We start from the raw sequence: 14861 nt of genomic DNA, 5'->3' as shown, positions 1-14861 counted from the left end.
GGCGAACCCAGGTACCGTTTTGCACGTCGCGTCGCCCTGCGCGCCGATCTCCCCTCTCCCCCAGAAGGTTCAGGTTCTCCGCGGATGCCCTTGGTGTGGACGTTGGTCACGCTCGCGGTGGCCGTCGCCGTCACGCCGGTGACGTGCGCCCGCCTGGGCCGGTTGGCGGGCTGGCCACTCGCGGGGCTGTACCTCGGCGCCGTCGCCACCCTCTGGCCCGCCGTGTCCGACGCGCTCGGCGGCAGACCCACGGAGTGGCGCACGGCCTGGGTGCCCGCCCTGGGGGTGGACGTGGCGTTGCGCGCCGACGGGCTCTCCGTGGTGTTCGCGCTCATCGCGCTCGTGATCGGCGCGCTCGTGTTCGCCTACTCGACGAGCTATCTCGGCGCCGGCCGGCAGACCAGCTTCTACCTGGTCATGACGACGTTCACGCTCGCCATGGTCGCGCTCGTGCTGGCCGACGACCTCGTCCTGCTGTTCGTGTGCTGGGAGCTGACCAGCATCGCGTCGTTCCTGTTGATCGCGCGGTCCGGGCACGCCGGCCAACAGGCCTCGATGCGGACGCTGCTCATCACGTTCGTCGGCGGCGTGGCCCTGCTGGTCGCGGTGGCCCTCATCGGGGTGCGCACCGGGACGACGAGCCTGTCGGTCGCGCTCGCCTCGCCCGTGTGGACCGAGGACCCGACGTACGCCGGTGCGGTCGCCGCGCTCGTCGCGCTCGCGGGGTTCACCAAGTCGGCCCAGTTCCCGTTCCACGTCTGGCTGCCCGACGCGATGGCCGCAATCACCCCCGTCAGCGCCTACCTGCACGCCGCCGCCGTCGTCAAGGCCGGCATCTTCGTGCTGCTGCGCTTCACCCCGGCCTTCCACGACGTGTGGGTGTGGAACGCCAGCCTCATCGCCGCGGGCCTGATCACCGCGTTGCTCGGTGGCCGCTTCGCGCTGGGCCAGACCGACCTCAAGAAGCTGATGGCGTATTCGACCGTGAGCCAGCTCGGCCTCATGGTGGCGACCATCGGGGTGGGGACGTCGGCCGCGGTGGCCGCGGCGATCCTGCACACGATCGCGCACGCCCTCTTCAAGTCCGGGCTTTTCATGATGGTCGGCGTCATCGACCACGCCACCGGCACCCGCGATCTGCGCCGGCTGCCGCCGCTCTGGCGGGCGATGCCGGTGACCTTCGCGGTCGCCGTCGTGGGCTGCGCGAGCATGGCGGGCATCCCGCCCACGCTGGGGTTCGTGTCCAAGGAGGCGCTGTTCACCGGCCTGCTGCGCGGTGAGGTGCTCCGGACCGTGGGGCCGCTGGCGCTCGCGGCGGCGGCCCTGGCCAGTGTCCTGACGTTCGCCTATTGCGGGCGCATCGCGCTCGGCGGGTTCGTCGACGGCCGCGGGGACCGGCCGGTGCACCGCCCCGAAGCTGGTCTCGTGATCCCCGCGGCGCTGCCGATCCTGGCCGGCGTGCCCTTGGGGCTCGGGGTCGGCTGGCTGGACGGCGTCGTGGGGGCCGGGGCCGAGGCGGCGCTTCCCGGTGCGGACCACGTCCACCTCGCGCTGTGGCATGGCCCCACCCCCGAACTCCTCACCACGCTCACCGTTTTCGCCCTCGGCACCGCGATGGTTCTGCGGCGCCGTCGACTGAACCGGGGCCTGGAGCGCCCCGCCTTCGGCTGGGACGGGGTGACCGTCATCGACGCGGTCACCGCCCGACTGACCCGCCTGGGCGAGCTGGTGGTCCGGCCGCTGGCCGTCGACTATCCGTCGCGCCACGTGGCCACTCTCCTCGGCGCCTTCGTGACGGTCGTGCTCGGGGGGGTCCTCACGATCGCCCTCCTCGCGCGTGGCGCGGACGCGCCGACCAGCGTGATCCCCGCGGCGCCCGCCAGGCTGACCCAGCCGATCGACGTCGCCCTGGGCCTGCTGATCGGGATCGCCGTGCTCGGCGTCTGCCGCAGCAGCGACCGCCTGGCCGCCGTGGTGAGCGTGTCCGCCGTGGGGGTGCTCGCCACCGTGCAGATGCTCGCCCTCGGCGCGCCGGACGTGACCCTGACCCAGCTGCTCGTCGAGTCGCTCACCGTCGTGATGATGATGCTCGTCCTGCAGAAACTGCCGCGCCGCTTCGGGCGGCGTCCGGTGGCCCGCAACCGTTGGGTCGTCGCGCTGGCCGGCGGGGTGGGGCTGGCCGCGGGGCTCGCGACGTACGTCTTCAACGGCCGCCGCGAGCTCAGCGACGTGGCGACGTACTACCAGACCGAGACCGCCGACGTCTCCGGCGGGGTGAACATCGTTAACGTCATCCTCGTCGAGTTCCGGGCCCTGGACACGATGGGCGAGCTGGCCGTCCTCGGCATGGCCGGCGTGGTGCTCGTGGCCGTGCTGTCGACGGTGCGGCATCAGCACCTCGATCCCGCGGCGGACTACCCGACCGACCGGGACGAGCCGGGGCCGCTGCTGCGCCTGGAGGGTTCGACGGCACACCGGGCGATCACGCACGCCTGGAGCAATGTCGTCGGGCTGCAGCTCATGGTCCGGGTCGTCGTGCCGCTGCTGGCGCTCCTGGCGCTGCTGATCTTCATCCGCGGGCACAACGCCCCGGGCGGAGGCTTCATCGCGGCCCTGGTCGGCGCCGCGGCCGTCGGCCTGAGCTACCTCTCCACCAGCAAGGACCGCCAGATCGGGCCGCCTCGATTGCCCCTGCGCCTCATCGGGGCGGGCATCCTCGTAGCCATCGCCACCGGCGCGTGGGGCCTGGCCGTCGCCGGCGGCTTCCTGGAGCCGCTGCACGCCGAGCCCTTCGGCGTGCACCTCACCTCGTCGATGCTGTTCGACGTCGGCGTGTACGGCGCCGTGCTCGGCCTGGTGATGACGGCGTTCAACCTACTCGGTACGTCGGCCGCCAGCGTGGCCCTGACCGGCGGCGAGAGCACCCGCGAGCGCGTCGACGAGGCCGTCCTCGGCGAGCTGCCTGGCCCTCTCGACACGGTCCGGGGCGACACCGTCCAGCCGCACAGTCCCGGCGCCGCCGCGGATCCGCCGAGGCCCACCAGCGGCAGCCGCGTCGGCGTACGCACCGATCACCTCGCCACCGGCACCGCCCCTGAGGAGGTGGGCCGATGATGCTCGCCGTCACCGTCGGCGTCCTCGCCGCCGGCGGGGCCTACCTCGTGCTCCAGCGCAGCCTCGTGCGAATGATCCTGGGGATCGGCCTGCTCGGGCACGCGACGAACTTCGTGCTGCTCACCGCGGGCGTGCCCGCGTGGCGCGGGGAGCCGCTCGCCGACCGGATCGGCGCCGAACGCATGGCCGATCCGCTGCCGCAGGCGTTCGTGCTGACGGCCATCGTGATCACCCTCGCCGTGACCGTCATCATGCTGATGCTCGCGGTGCTCGGGCACAACGACGACACCTACCTGATGCCGCCCACGGGCGAGAGCCACGACCGGTGAGCCGCCGATGACGACCCTGACCCCGATGACCGCGCTCCTGCCGCTGCTCGTCGCCGTCCCGCTGGCCGCCGCGGCGCTCACGGTGCTCCTGCGCCGGCCCTGGCTGGAGCGCGGCCTGCTCGTGGGCGTGCCGCTCGCTGTCGCGGCCAGCGGCGTCGCGCTGCTGGTCGAGCACCGCCACACCCCGGTGCTCGCGCACTCCATGGGCGGCTACACCTCCGGCGTCGCCATCCCGTTCGCCTCGGACACCCTGACCGCGACGATGCTGGTCGCCACCGGGACGACCACGGCGATCGCGAGCTGGTTCCTCGTCGTCACGGGCGAGGACCGCTACCGCTTCGTGCCCTCGCTCGCCCTCATGCTGACGGCCGGGGTGAACGGGGCGGTGCTCACCGCCGACCTCTTCAACCTGTTCGTGTTCGTCGAGGTGATGCTGCTCCCGTCGTACGCGTTGATCGCCGTCACCGGCACCTGGCGGCGCCTCGGCGTCGCCCGGCTGTTCATCGTCGTCAACCTCGTGACCAGCACGATCCTGCTCATGGGGGTCGGCCTCGTGTACGGCGTCGCCGGCACCGTCAACCTCGCCAGCCTGGCGGGACGCGCCGGGTCCGCGGAGGCGACCCCGGCGGCGACCGGCGCTTCCCACGCGGCGGCCGCCGCCGGTGCCGCCGCCGATCCCCGGCTCGGCGCCGCCGTCGCGGTCGTCCTGCTGGCCCTGCTCATCAAGGGTGGCGCGGTGCCCGTGCACGGCTGGCTCCCGCGCGCCTACCCCGCGACGTCCGCCGGGATCATGGCGCTGTTCAGCGGGCTGCACACGAAGGTCGCGCTGTACGCCGTGTACCGCGTCTACACGACCCTGTACGGCGGGGCACCCGCCCCCTGGGGCTGGGCGCTGGCCGTGGTGGTGCTGGCGACCATCCTCGTCGGCGCGATCGGCACCTTCGGGGAGCGCCGGATCCGGTCGGCGCTGGCCTACCAGATGATCGCGGGGGTGGGCCACATCCTCATCGGGGTGGCCCTGCTCACCCCCACCGCGCTGGCGGCCGGGCTGTTCTACCTGGTGCACCACGTCGTCACGATGGGCGCACTGCTCCTCACCGCCGGCGCGATCGAGCACGTCTACGGCTCGGGACGGTTCGATCGGCTCTCGGGGCTGATGCGGCGCGAGCGCCTGGCCGCTCTGATCATGGTCGTCGGGCTGTTCTCCCTGGTGGGCTTGCCCCCGACGTCCGGGCTGTGGGGGAAGGTGGCGCTGGTCCGGGCCCTGGTGGACTGGCTCGGCGGGCATCCCGTCTGGGCGGTCGCCCTCCTCGCGGCGGTGGTGATCGCCTCCGTGGCGTCGCTGATGGCGTTGCAGCGGGTCTGGGGCGAGGTGTTCTGGAGCAAGCCGATGGAGACGTACCGGCCCGACGACCTGCGGTTGCGCCGCGGCGACGCGGTGCCGCTGCCGGAGAGCGTCCGGATCCCCGGCCGGCTGATCGCCCCGGGCGCGACGTTGGCCTCGGTGTCGGTGGCGATGTTCGTCGGGGCCGGGTGGCTCTTCCCCATCGCCGACCGGGCGGCGGCGGGCCTGGTGCGGGTGGGACCGTACGTCGAGGCGGTGCTCCGATGAGGCTGATCGCGGTGCTGAGCTATCTGGCCTACCTGGTCCGGGAGGTCCTGGCGGGGGCCTGGCGCGTGGCCCGGTCGGCGGTGACCCCGAGCCTGACGTCCTCGCCGGCCATCATCGAGTTCCCCCTGCGATGCCGCACCGACCTCCAGATCACGGCCCTGTCGGCCTCGATCACCATCACCCCGGGGACGCTCGTCCTCGGGACCGCGGAGGCGTGGGAGGGCACGCCGCCGACCCTCTTCGTGCACGCCCTGTTCGCGCCCGACCGCGAGTCCGTGCTGACCGACCTGCGGGACATGGAGACGCGCTTGCTGCGAGCAGCGGGCGTGCCGGCCGACGCCAGCCCGAGCCGAGCGGGGGGGCGCTCCTGATGGTCGGCGACCTGTGGACGAACGATGTGCTGACGATCGCGATGTGGATCGCGATCGCTATTCTCGGGGCAGCCGTGCTCATCGGCCTGTACCGCGTGGCGACGGCCTCCGACCTGGGCACCCGGGCCATCGTCGGTGACCTCGTGTTCTTCGCGGCGCTCGGCGTCCTCGTCCTGCTCGGCACGATGCGGGACTCGGCGGTCGTCGTCGACGCGGCGCTGCTCGCGTCGCTGCTCGGCATCCTCGCGACCATCGCGTTGGCCCGGATCATCACCCGAGGCCGCCGATGAACCTCGTCGTCGCCGGCATGAGCATCCTGGGCGCGGTCTGCGTGCTGGTCAGCGCCCTGTCGATGATGCGCGAGCGGGACGCCTACTCCCGCATCAACGTCCTCGGCCTCGCCACCAGCCTGGGGCTGCCGCTCATCGTCGTCGCCGCCTACCTGCACCGGGTGAGCCTCGTCGGGTTCGACGTCGTCCCCCTCCTGAAGTGCCTGGTGACGGTGGGGGCCTTGTGGGTCGTCAGCTCGATCGGCAGCATGACGCTGGCGCGCTCGACGTACCTCGCCGGCACGCCCGTCGACCCCTGCACCGATCCCCAAGATCTCGCGAACGCGCCCGGCGACCGCCCGACCGACGAAGAATGGCCCTCGTGACCCCCGACGACCCCGCCGCCGAAACCCGCGTGGCGGACCCCGAGGCGCGCGGCGCGGTGCACCTGCCGGAGCGCGCCGCCTCCCCGTGGCGCCGGCTGTTCTCCCGCCTGTTCGCCGCCTTCGCGACGTTCGCGTTCACGGTGGCCGTCGTGTACTACGACCGGGACGGCTACCGCGACGGCAACGAGGACGGGATGAGCTTCATCGACGTCCTCTACTACGTCACCGTGACGCTGAGCACGACCGGGTACGGCGACATCACCCCTGCCACGGATTCGGCCCGCCTCGTCAACGCCCTCGTGGTCACCCCGGCCCGGGTCCTGTTCCTGGTCCTGCTCATCGGCACCACCCTGGAGGTGCTCGCCGTCCAGGGACGCGACGAGCTGCGCATCGCCGCCTGGAGGAGACGCATGAAGAACCACACCATCCTCGTCGGCTATGGCATCAAGGGCCGCGGCGCCGCCGACACCCTCGTGAGCAGCGGACGGCGCCGCGACGAGGTGGTGGTCATCGACGCCGCGGAGCCGGCCCGCCAGGAGGCGCTCGCGGACGGCTACGCCGTGGTCGCCGGCGACGCGTCCCGTCGCGAGATCCTCACCCGAGCCGGGGTGCAGTCGGCCGAACAGGTCATCATCTCCACCAGCCGCGACGACGCCAACATCCTCGTCACGCTTGCGGTCCGCCAGCTCAATCCCAAGGTCTACATCGCCGCGTGCGTGCGGGACCGGGCCAACGCCCCGCTGCTGCGGCACAGCGGCGCCGACTCGGTCATCGTCTCGGCGGACTCGGCGGGCCGGATGCTGGGCACGTCGGCGGTGTCGCCGCACCTCGGCGCCGTGCTGGAGGACCTCATGACGTACGGCCAGGGCGTCGAGATCGCCGAGCGCGAGGTCCGACCCGGCGAGGAAGGCGTCCACTACGCCGACATCGGCGACCGGGTCATCGGGATCATCCGCGACGAGACCGTGCACTACACGGTCGACGACGAGGTCTCGCGGATCAAGGCCGGCGACCGCCTGGTGGTCGTGCGGGCGGCGCGGCACGCCCATCGCGGCGACGTCCGACCCCGGCCGACGGAGCGCTGATCGCGATGCGCCTGGCCATCCTCGGCGGCGGCGGCTTCCGGGTCCCGCTCGTCTACGCGGCGCTGCTGCGGGACACCGGTGCGCGGCGCGTGGACGAGGTCGTGCTGTACGACGTCGAGCCCGCTCGGCTCGCGGTCATGACGCGGGTGCTGCAGCAGCTCGGCCAGGAGTCGGTGCGGGGCGGTCAGGCGTCGACCCCACCCGCCGTACGCACCACCACCCGCCTCGACGAGGCCGTGGCCGGGGCGGACTTCGTCTTCTCGGCCATGCGGGTCGAGGGCCTCGCGGGGCGCACCTGTGACGAGCGGGTGGCCCTCGACCTGGGGGTCCTCGGCCAGGAGACCACCGGGCCGGGCGGCCTCGCCTACGGGTTGCGCACGATTCCCGTCGCGCTGGAGGTGGCGCGAGCGGTGGCGGCGCAGGCGCCGGAAGCCTACGTCATCAACTTCACCAACCCCGCCGGCATGATCACCGAGGCCATGGCGGGGGTCCTCGGCGATCGGGTCATCGGGATCTGCGACTCCCCGATCGGGCTGGCTCGGCGCGCGGCGGCCTCGCTGGGGCTCGGACTGGACGAGGTCCGACTCGACTACCTGGGGCTGAACCATCTGGGCTGGCTGCGCGGGATGTACGCGGCCGATCCGGGCGGCGGCCCGGAGACGGACCTGCTGCCGGACGTGCTCGCCTCCGACGCCGCCCTGGCGTCGATTGAGGAGGGCAGGCTGTTCGGCGCGGACTGGCTGCGCACGATCGGGGCGCTGCCGAACGAATACCTCTACTACTGGTACTTCACCCGCGATGCGCTCGCCCAGATCCGCGGCGCGGCCCACACCCGCGGGGAGTTCCTCCTGGAGCAGCAGTCCGCGTTCGCCGCAGCGGTAGCGGCGGCCCCCGATGCGGCCCTGGCCACGTGGCGGCGGTTCCGCGACGAGCGGGAGGCGACGTACATGGCCGAGACCCGCGCCGCCGACGAGGCACGGGATGAGGCGGACCTGGCCGGCGGCGGGTACGAGGGGGTCGCCCTGGCGCTGATGGCGGCGATCGCCCGGGGTGAGCCGTCGACGATGATCCTCAATGTGCGGGCCGGACACCTCGTCCCCGGGCTCGCGCCGGACGCCGTGGTCGAGGTGCCGTGCACCGTCTCGGCCGCCGGGGTGGCGCCGGCGTCCGTCACCCCGCTGGACGGCGCCATGCTCGGGCTGGTGCAGCAGATGAAGGCGGTGGAGCAGCTCACGATCCGCGCGGCCACGGAGCGGTCCGCGACGCTGGCGGTGGCGGCGTTCGCCGAGCACCCGCTGGTCGACTCGGTGACGGTGGCGCGCCAGCTGCTGGCGGGCTACCGGGACCGGATCCCCGCGGTCGACGCGCTGTTCCGCGCCGGCTAGCTCGCCGCGCCCGCCGGGCTGGGCCACCACCGCGCGATGGCCGCCTGCTGGGCCAGGGTCCACGCGTTGCCGGCCACCCAGTAGACGAGCAATCCCACCGGCACCGCCCACGCGGCCACCAGGAGGCCCGCCGCGGACGCCAGCGGCAGCAGGCGCTGCGTCGCCAGGATCTGCGGCGGGACACCGTCGACCACCAGGTGCGGCAGGACGAACCAGCGCTGCGTGGCGTAGCTGAGGGCCGCCGCGCTCACGGCCAGCAGGACGGCGACGGCGAGCTGGCCCGGGGCGGCGGTCAACGCCGTCGCCCGGTCCGCGAGTCGCGCCCCGAACAGGGACGCCGACCCGGCGGAGGCCACCAGCGCGGCGTCCATGGCGCCGACGGGCCGACCGGCGGAGACGTCGGACAGCACGGCGTACAGCGCGATCACCAACGGCAGCTGCAGCAGCGCCGGAAGGCACCCCCACCGCGGTACGCCGTGCTCGGCCCGGACCGCTTTCTGGGCGTCGACGAGCGCGCGGAGGGCCTCGGGGTCGCGTCGGTCGGCGTACCGCGCCCGCACCTGAGCCAGCCGCGGCGCCGCCGCGGCTGCGGCACGGGAGGCGCGCACTCCCTGCGCGACCAGTGGGAGGAGGGCGACGCGGGCGGCGACGACGACGAGGGCAATGGCCAGCGCCCACGTGGCTCCGGCATGCGGATCCAGGCCGGCGTCGGCGAGCGACGCATGGGCAGCGGAAAGGACGGCGGCGACGGCGGACTTCAACGGCAACAGGACATCGGGCATGACCACTCCAACAAGAGGTAACGGACGGGGCTGACGAGTCCGCGCAGAAGCGCGGGGAAGTCAGCGCCGTCCGGGAGCCCGAGGGCCGTGCGGCACGCGCGGCGTCGCCACCGAAAGCGGCGCCGGCAGGAGTGAGGCGCGGCGGCGGACGACGGCGGGGGCGGGCGGGGCGCCCGCGACGTACGTCGTGAACACGGCGAGCGCCCCGACCGCGCAGCCCACCGCGAGCAGCATGAGGACGGCCGCGGCCGCTCCGCCGTGGCCGGCCGTGGCGTGCTGCGCCAGCACGAGAGGGGCAGCGACGAGCAAGGCGGGCGCGAGGCGCCACCACCACAACAGCAACGAGGACCGGTGCTCCCGGCTCAGGTCACCGCGTCGGCTCATGGCGTCACCTCCCGCCGGCTAGACGACCGGGCGCGCCGGCCGGTTCCCGCGGAGCCTCACGCCGCACCACCGCGCGACGGCGTGCCTTCCCTTTACCCTGGTCGCGGGGAGGTGCCCGGCGGGGAGCCGCGGCACCGGTCGAACGACAGAGGGGGGAACATCAGCATGCTGAACCACCGCTCCGCGAGGCAGCTCGGTGCCCGCGTCGCCGTCGGGGTGGCCACGGCCGCGCTGATCGCCGGGTGCTCCTCGGCACCAGCCGGTTCGGGCGGCACAAGCCGTACGTCGAGTGCCGCCGGGTCGACGACGAGCAGCAAGCCGCCGGCCACCTCGGACGGCGGGAAGGTCCGGCTCGACCTCCCGGCGGTCGACGACGGGGACCCGATGCACGCGCTCGACCTGTACCTGCCCGACCAGCGGACCGCCCCGGTCCCTGTGGTGGTGTGGGTGCACGGCGGGGGCTGGCGGATGGGCGACAAGGCCGACGTCGGCTTCGGGGACATCAGCGTCGGCCGCCTGCGTGATGATCTCCTCGCCAAGGGCATCGCCGTGGCCAGCGTCAACTACCACCTGCTCCCGCAGGGGACGAAGTTCCCCGAGCCGATGCAGGACGTGTCGGCGGGCGTCCGGTACCTCAAGGCCCACGCCGCCGAGCTGGGGCTGGACCCGCAGCGATTCGCCCTCGCCGGCGAGTCCGCCGGGGCCCACCTCGCGGCCATGGTCGCCTACACACCCAAGGACGATCCGCTGCACGGCACCCTGGGTGCGAAGGCGGACCCGAGCGTGCGGGCGTTCCTCGGGTACTACGGCATCTACGAGCTCACCACCCGCGACAGCCAGCAGATTGCGCACGGCTGCAAGCAGGAGCGGCAGGGGGCCGACTCTTCGCACGGGCGCCTCATCGGGGCCAACCCCGACGCTCCGGAGGGCCGCGGTCCCGCGCTCAAGGCCAGCCCGGTCAGCTATGTCGCCGCGGGGTCCGTGCCCGCGCTGATGTTTCACGGGAAACAGGACTGTACGGCGCCGTACGAGCAGTCCCAGGCACTCGCCGACAAGCTCCGTGGCGCCGGCGTCAGTCAGCAGGTCGTGCTGGTGGACGACGCGGGCCACGCCGACGATCGCTTCTACGTCGATGACGACCTCCGGCGCCAGGCGGTGGACTTCCTCACGACGCGGTTGACCGCGTGATCCGGCGGCGCTGACCCGCGCCCGGTCACGAATTCGCCTCAAGCCCAAGGGAGCTGCCTGCGCGCGCCTCCTTGGTGCAGGCCGTCGCCCCTGTCACAGTGAGCCTGCTTCGGACCGCACTCCCCGGACGTCCCTGGAGGCTCCCCATGCATGCTCCGCGTTCCCCTCGCGCCGCCGTCTGCTCCTACGCGACGGCGGCCGTCGCGTTCGGACTCACTGGCCTCCTAGCCGCCCCCGCCCAGGCCGCGCCCGTCGCCCAAAGCGCCCCCGCCCAGGTCAATCCCGTCGCTCAGGCCGCCCCACCTCAGGCCGCTCCGGCCCAGGCCCACCCGGCGATCGGATTCACCTCCGGTGTTTCCGACTCCTGGGCCCGGCAGCGGCTCGCCGAGGCCGGCATCGACGTCTGGTCGAGCGGCGACTGCAGCGACCGGGACGACCCCGAGTGCACCTCGCTGGAGGGGATCCGATCCCAGACGATCGAGTGGACGCTGGTCCTGGCCCGGGCGAGCGGGTGCGACCTGCTCGTCACCGGCGGCACCGAGACCGGTCACGCCCGCGGCACCAAGAGCCACGCGAACGGCTACCGCATCGACCTCAACGCTAGCGGCTGCCTGAGCGCCTATGTCCGGCGCAACTTCACGCGCATCGGTCCCGGGCTGTGGGAATCGCCGGCGGGCAACCAGTACCTCAATGAGGGCAACCACTGGGACGTCACCTTCGGCTGACCAGCGCCAGGTGTCCTTGCGACCCTGGTGAGCGCGCAGTTTCCGCGCTAGGCTCCCGTCTCAGCGCCGGGTTGCTCGGCCCTCGCCCCAACGGAGGGGACGAAGACCTACGGAGACGCCACGATGACGACGATTGCCGACCAGGTCACCGAGTCGGTTGCCGCCGCGCGCTCAGACTGGGCCCGCGCGATGGCCATCACCTTGCGCGCCACGAAGGACCTCGGGATCGCCGAGGAGTGCCTGGAGCGCGCCTACAGCCTGGCCACCGAGGAGTGGAGCCGGGAGGGCGTGCCGACCGATCCCGTCTCGTGGCTGACCGAGCGGGCCTCCTCGTGCGCCGACATCGTTCGCGCGTCCGGTCGGCACGGCTCGCTCCCGCTGCCCTGGCCGGCTGACGGAGAGGACGGTCTCGACGAGACGCGGTTGGTCTTCCTCGCCTGCCACCCGGACGTCTCCCCCTACATGCGCGCCGCCCTGACGCTGCGGCTCGTGTGCGGGGTGCCCGTCGCGGACATCGCCGCGCTGTTCGGGGTCTCCGAGTCCGCAATGGCCTCCAGCCTGCGCCGGGCCAAAGTCACGATCAGCGAGAGCCGGCGGCTCTTCCCGGGGGACGGCGACGACTACGCCCGCCAGGTCGGCGATGTCCTCACGGTCGCCACCGGGCTGGTGGCCGCGGCGTACTACCCGCCCGTCGAGCCGGGCCGCCTCAGCGTCGACCTGCGGGCCGAGGCGGAGGGCCTTACGGTCCGCCTGCACCGGCTGTTCCCGCACGACCCCGAGACCTCGGCCACGGTCGCGCTCGCCCGCCTCGTCGAGGCCTGGGGCGACCCGGTCAGCCCCACCGCCGCCGACACGCCCCTCGCGGAGGAGGACCGGACCACCTGGGACCGGGGCGCGATCGAGCGCGCCCACGAACTGGTGATGGAGGCGCTCACGGCGGGCGGACGCGGTCGCCAGGTCCTGCGCGCCGCCATCCTGTCGCTGCTGAGCCGGCCCGAGGAGTGGTCGGGCGTGGACTGGGACGAGATCCTGCAGCTCCACGAGGTGCTCGTCTGCGTCGACCCCTCCCCGGGCGCGGCGCTCAGCCGGCTCATCGCGCTGGCGCAGGTCGAGGGCGCCCAGGTCGCCCTGACCGAGCTGGTCCAGATGGAGCGGGTCGGGACGATCCCGCAGTGCCGGCACTTCTACAGCACCAAGGCGGAGCTGCTGCGGCTCGCGGGTCGCGACCACGAGGCCATGTCGCGCCGGCTGCAGGCGGAGCGGTATCCGGCGACGCCGTACGACTGGGACCTCCTCGCGCATCGGATGCTCCCGGCGCCGTAACGCCGGCAACCATCCACGCGCCCACCCACCCGCCCGGGCCCACCCGAAACCCGGGGGCGTGCCCGCGCGCCTGACCCCGCCGGACCCGCCACGTCGCCATACTGGCGACGCCGGTATCTGGCGCTATCGGCCACTGCCACAACCCATTCGGTGAAGTGAAAGGGTCGTTCATGGCCAGCTCCCCAGCACGCGCCCGCACCCTCCTCGTCGGCTCCCTCGGGCTGGCCCTCACGCTCGGCTGCGCCGCACCCGCGGCGAACGCGTCCAGCGCTGCCAGCGCGGCGACCCGCGCCGCCAACCCGCCCGCCGCAGCGGCTCCCGTCGCCTACGGCAACCCCGCCACCATCCAACGGGCCGCCGACAACGCGGCGGCGTACGCCTCGGCCCGCGGCTACCTCTCGGGCGTGGCCGTCGTCGACATGGCCACCCGGCGGGCCTACACCGGCGGCCGGGGCACGGCGTACTTCCCCGCGGAGTCCACGGTCAAGGTCATGCTCGCCGCGAACCTGCTGGCCAACGGCAAGATGACCGGTTCCACCGCGGCCACCGCCCGACGGATGATCGTGGCCAGCAGCGACGCCGCGGCGAACCAGCTCTACTGGTCCGCGGGCGGCGACGGCGTCGTGTCCTGGGCGGCCGCCCGCTACGGAATCTCCGCCCTCGGCACCGGCCCGACGAAGGGGACCGGTTGGTGGGGCAGCTTCATCATCTCGCCGCTGGGCTTCGCCCAGTTCCTCGCCGCCGCCCGCCGCGACCCCGCCGTCGGCCCGTGGCTCGTCGACACGATGGCCGGGATGTGGGCCGAGGCCGCCGACGGTACCAACCAGGTCTTCGGGCTCTACGCAGCCGACCGCACCGCCGTGGTCAAGCAGGGCTGGGGGGGCACCTGGCCGAACGGCGGCATCACCATGACGGGATCGGTGGGCTGGGTGCGCAGCGGCCGGTACGCGGTCGCCCTGTTCGTCGGCCACGTGCCGCCGACGTCCCAGTCAGCCTGCATCGACGTCACCACCGGGGCGGCCAAGGTCCTCCTCGCCGGGCTCGCCTGACCCGCGGCGCTTGCGGATCCCGGCTCCGTCGGGAGCGGCCCGCCCTGTCGGAGCGGCCTGGCCCCTACCGGGGCGTCGGCAGCCAGTCGATGACCTTCGCCAGCATCGCGTCCCAGTAGTCCCAGCTATGCCCGCCGGGGCTGTCGTATGTGGTGGCCGGCACGCCGAGTTCCCGCGCCAACTCGGTGAACTCGACGTTCCACCGGTAGAGGTCGTCCTCGGTCCCGCACGCCAGGTAGAGGTCGGGCAGCGTCGTCCCGGCCGCGGCGGCGGTGCGCAACAGCTCCCGGACGTCGTCCGCCGTGCCCACCCCGCTCGCCGCCGGGCCGAACATCGCCGTCAGCTGCGCCGCGGTGAACCGGTCGCCGTGCTCGATCACCCCGATGTTCAGCACCCCCGAGAGGGAGGCCGCCGCGGCGTACCGCTCGGGCCGCCGCAGGGCGAGCTTCACCGCGCCGTACCCGCCCATCGACAACCCGGCCACGAACGTGTCCGCGCGCCGGCTCGACACCCGGAACGCCGCGCCCACCAACTCGGGCAGCTCGTCGGCGACGTAGCTGAAGTAGGGCAGGCCCCCGGGCGCATCGACGTACATGCTCCGGCCGACCTCCGGCATGACGACCGCGAGGCCGGCCGCGGCGGCGTACCGTTCCACGCTCGTGAAGCGCGTCCAGGCGGACGCGTCGTCGGACAGGCCGTGCAGGAGGTAGAGGACCGGCGGGCCGTCCGGGCCCGGCGAAGGCGCGCCCCAGTCGGCCCGGTCGCTGGCCTGCGGCAACAGCACGATCAGGCTGGTCGTCATCCCGAGCACGGCGGAGTCGACATCGATGGCGAGGCGCAGCACGCCCACAGGCTACGC

At 73.4% G+C, this 14861-nt stretch carries 15 protein-coding genes; 12 read left to right on the top strand and 3 right to left on the bottom strand.

Going from position 1 to position 14861, the window contains the following annotated elements; translation table 11 throughout:
• Positions 1–84 precede the first annotated feature (84 nt).
• Genes IPK37_08230 through IPK37_08195 form a run of 8 tightly spaced genes read left to right on the top strand, consistent with a single transcriptional unit; the run spans position 85 to position 8551 of the window.
• Complete coding sequence (locus IPK37_08230) at positions 85–3114, top strand: DUF4040 family protein (GenBank protein QQS02292.1); 3030 nt, start codon at positions 85–87, stop codon at positions 3112–3114.
• A complete protein-coding gene (locus IPK37_08225; GenBank protein QQS02291.1) occupies positions 3111–3443 on the top strand; it encodes an NADH-quinone oxidoreductase subunit K in 333 nt (110 codons plus the stop codon). The genes IPK37_08230 and IPK37_08225 overlap by 4 nt, the downstream gene beginning before the upstream one ends.
• Before the next feature lie 25 nt (positions 3444–3468).
• Positions 3469–5055 carry a monovalent cation/H+ antiporter subunit D family protein gene (locus tag IPK37_08220; protein ID QQS02756.1) on the top strand — a complete coding sequence of 529 codons (1587 nt, stop codon included), beginning with the start codon at positions 3469–3471 and terminating at the stop codon, positions 5053–5055.
• Positions 5052–5426, top strand: coding sequence for a Na+/H+ antiporter subunit E (locus IPK37_08215; protein QQS02290.1), 375 nt, complete (start codon positions 5052–5054; stop codon positions 5424–5426). Before IPK37_08220 ends, IPK37_08215 begins: the two co-directional genes overlap by 4 nt.
• 29 nt (positions 5427–5455) lie before the next feature.
• On the top strand, positions 5456–5716 hold the full coding sequence (locus IPK37_08210) for a transporter (GenBank protein ID QQS02755.1): 261 nt from the start codon (positions 5456–5458) through the stop codon (positions 5714–5716).
• Positions 5713–6081 (top strand): monovalent cation/H(+) antiporter subunit G, encoded by a 369-nt coding sequence (locus IPK37_08205; GenBank protein ID QQS02289.1) that lies wholly within the window; start codon positions 5713–5715, stop codon positions 6079–6081. Before IPK37_08210 ends, IPK37_08205 begins: the two co-directional genes overlap by 4 nt.
• Positions 6069–7166, top strand: coding sequence for a potassium channel family protein (locus IPK37_08200; protein ID QQS02288.1), 1098 nt, complete (start codon positions 6069–6071; stop codon positions 7164–7166). Before IPK37_08205 ends, IPK37_08200 begins: the two co-directional genes overlap by 13 nt.
• A 5-nt stretch (positions 7167–7171) precedes the next feature.
• Positions 7172–8551: a 6-phospho-beta-glucosidase gene (locus IPK37_08195; GenBank protein QQS02287.1), complete on the top strand. Its 1380-nt coding sequence runs from the start codon at positions 7172–7174 to the stop codon at positions 8549–8551.
• On the opposite strand, the gene yidC is transcribed toward IPK37_08195, so the two are convergent.
• Together yidC and IPK37_08185 are read right to left on the bottom strand one after the other, a co-directional pair.
• Complete coding sequence (yidC, locus tag IPK37_08190) at positions 8548–9333, bottom strand: membrane protein insertase YidC (protein QQS02286.1); 786 nt, start codon at positions 9331–9333, stop codon at positions 8548–8550. The two genes, IPK37_08195 and yidC, sit on opposite strands and share 4 nt — an antisense overlap.
• A gap of 60 nt (positions 9334–9393) precedes the next feature.
• Positions 9394–9717: a hypothetical protein gene (locus IPK37_08185; GenBank protein ID QQS02285.1), complete on the bottom strand. Its 324-nt coding sequence runs from the start codon at positions 9715–9717 to the stop codon at positions 9394–9396.
• A gap of 384 nt (positions 9718–10101) precedes the next feature.
• Between IPK37_08185 and IPK37_08180 the strand changes: the two genes are divergently transcribed.
• The 4 genes from IPK37_08180 to IPK37_08165 all read left to right on the top strand — a co-directional run bounded on the left by IPK37_08180 (position 10102) and on the right by IPK37_08165 (position 14002).
• The gene (locus IPK37_08180; GenBank protein QQS02754.1) at positions 10102–10905 is read left to right on the top strand and encodes an alpha/beta hydrolase; all 804 of its coding nucleotides are present in this window, start codon (positions 10102–10104) and stop codon (positions 10903–10905) included.
• A 146-nt stretch (positions 10906–11051) separates the two neighbouring features.
• Positions 11052–11630 carry a hypothetical protein gene (locus tag IPK37_08175; GenBank protein ID QQS02284.1) on the top strand — a complete coding sequence of 193 codons (579 nt, stop codon included), beginning with the start codon at positions 11052–11054 and terminating at the stop codon, positions 11628–11630.
• Positions 11631–11753: 123 nt separating this feature from the next.
• Positions 11754–12953 carry an RNA polymerase sigma factor gene (locus IPK37_08170; GenBank protein ID QQS02283.1) on the top strand — a complete coding sequence of 400 codons (1200 nt, stop codon included), beginning with the start codon at positions 11754–11756 and terminating at the stop codon, positions 12951–12953.
• Between the two features lie 170 nt (positions 12954–13123).
• Complete coding sequence (locus IPK37_08165; protein QQS02282.1) at positions 13124–14002, top strand: hypothetical protein; 879 nt, start codon at positions 13124–13126, stop codon at positions 14000–14002.
• Between the two features lie 64 nt (positions 14003–14066).
• Here IPK37_08165 and IPK37_08160 read toward each other — a convergent pair whose 3' ends face one another.
• Positions 14067–14843: an esterase family protein gene (locus IPK37_08160; GenBank protein ID QQS02753.1), complete on the bottom strand. Its 777-nt coding sequence runs from the start codon at positions 14841–14843 to the stop codon at positions 14067–14069.
• Positions 14844–14861: the final 18 nt, after the last annotated feature.

The organism is Austwickia sp. (genome assembly GCA_016699675.1).
Classification (GTDB): Bacteria; Actinomycetota; Actinomycetes; order Actinomycetales; family Dermatophilaceae; genus Austwickia.
Note: the sequence above shows the minus strand (reverse complement) of the source record. Positions and strands in the feature narration are given on the sequence as shown.

What these genes read in the sequence shown, in the direction of transcription:
- IPK37_08230 (QQS02292.1), top strand. Translation starts at nt 85, where the DNA reads ATGCCCTTGGTGTGGACGTTGGTCACGCTCGCGGTGGCCGTCGCCGTC.
- IPK37_08195 (QQS02287.1), top strand. Translation starts at nt 7,172, where the DNA reads ATGCGCCTGGCCATCCTCGGCGGCGGCGGCTTCCGGGTCCCGCTCGTC.
- IPK37_08225 (QQS02291.1), top strand. Translation starts at nt 3,111, where the DNA reads ATGATGCTCGCCGTCACCGTCGGCGTCCTCGCCGCCGGCGGGGCCTAC.
- IPK37_08180 (QQS02754.1), top strand. Translation starts at nt 10,102, where the DNA reads ATGCACGCGCTCGACCTGTACCTGCCCGACCAGCGGACCGCCCCGGTC.
- IPK37_08215 (QQS02290.1), top strand. Translation starts at nt 5,052, where the DNA reads ATGAGGCTGATCGCGGTGCTGAGCTATCTGGCCTACCTGGTCCGGGAG.
- IPK37_08205 (QQS02289.1), top strand. Translation starts at nt 5,713, where the DNA reads ATGAACCTCGTCGTCGCCGGCATGAGCATCCTGGGCGCGGTCTGCGTG.
- IPK37_08220 (QQS02756.1), top strand. Translation starts at nt 3,469, where the DNA reads ATGACCGCGCTCCTGCCGCTGCTCGTCGCCGTCCCGCTGGCCGCCGCG.
- IPK37_08170 (QQS02283.1), top strand. Translation starts at nt 11,754, where the DNA reads ATGACGACGATTGCCGACCAGGTCACCGAGTCGGTTGCCGCCGCGCGC.
- yidC (QQS02286.1), bottom strand. Translation starts at nt 9,333, where the DNA reads ATGCCCGATGTCCTGTTGCCGTTGAAGTCCGCCGTCGCCGCCGTCCTT.
- IPK37_08165 (QQS02282.1), top strand. Translation starts at nt 13,124, where the DNA reads ATGGCCAGCTCCCCAGCACGCGCCCGCACCCTCCTCGTCGGCTCCCTC.
- IPK37_08185 (QQS02285.1), bottom strand. Translation starts at nt 9,717, where the DNA reads ATGAGCCGACGCGGTGACCTGAGCCGGGAGCACCGGTCCTCGTTGCTG.
- IPK37_08200 (QQS02288.1), top strand. Translation starts at nt 6,069, where the DNA reads ATGGCCCTCGTGACCCCCGACGACCCCGCCGCCGAAACCCGCGTGGCG.
- IPK37_08175 (QQS02284.1), top strand. Translation starts at nt 11,052, where the DNA reads ATGCATGCTCCGCGTTCCCCTCGCGCCGCCGTCTGCTCCTACGCGACG.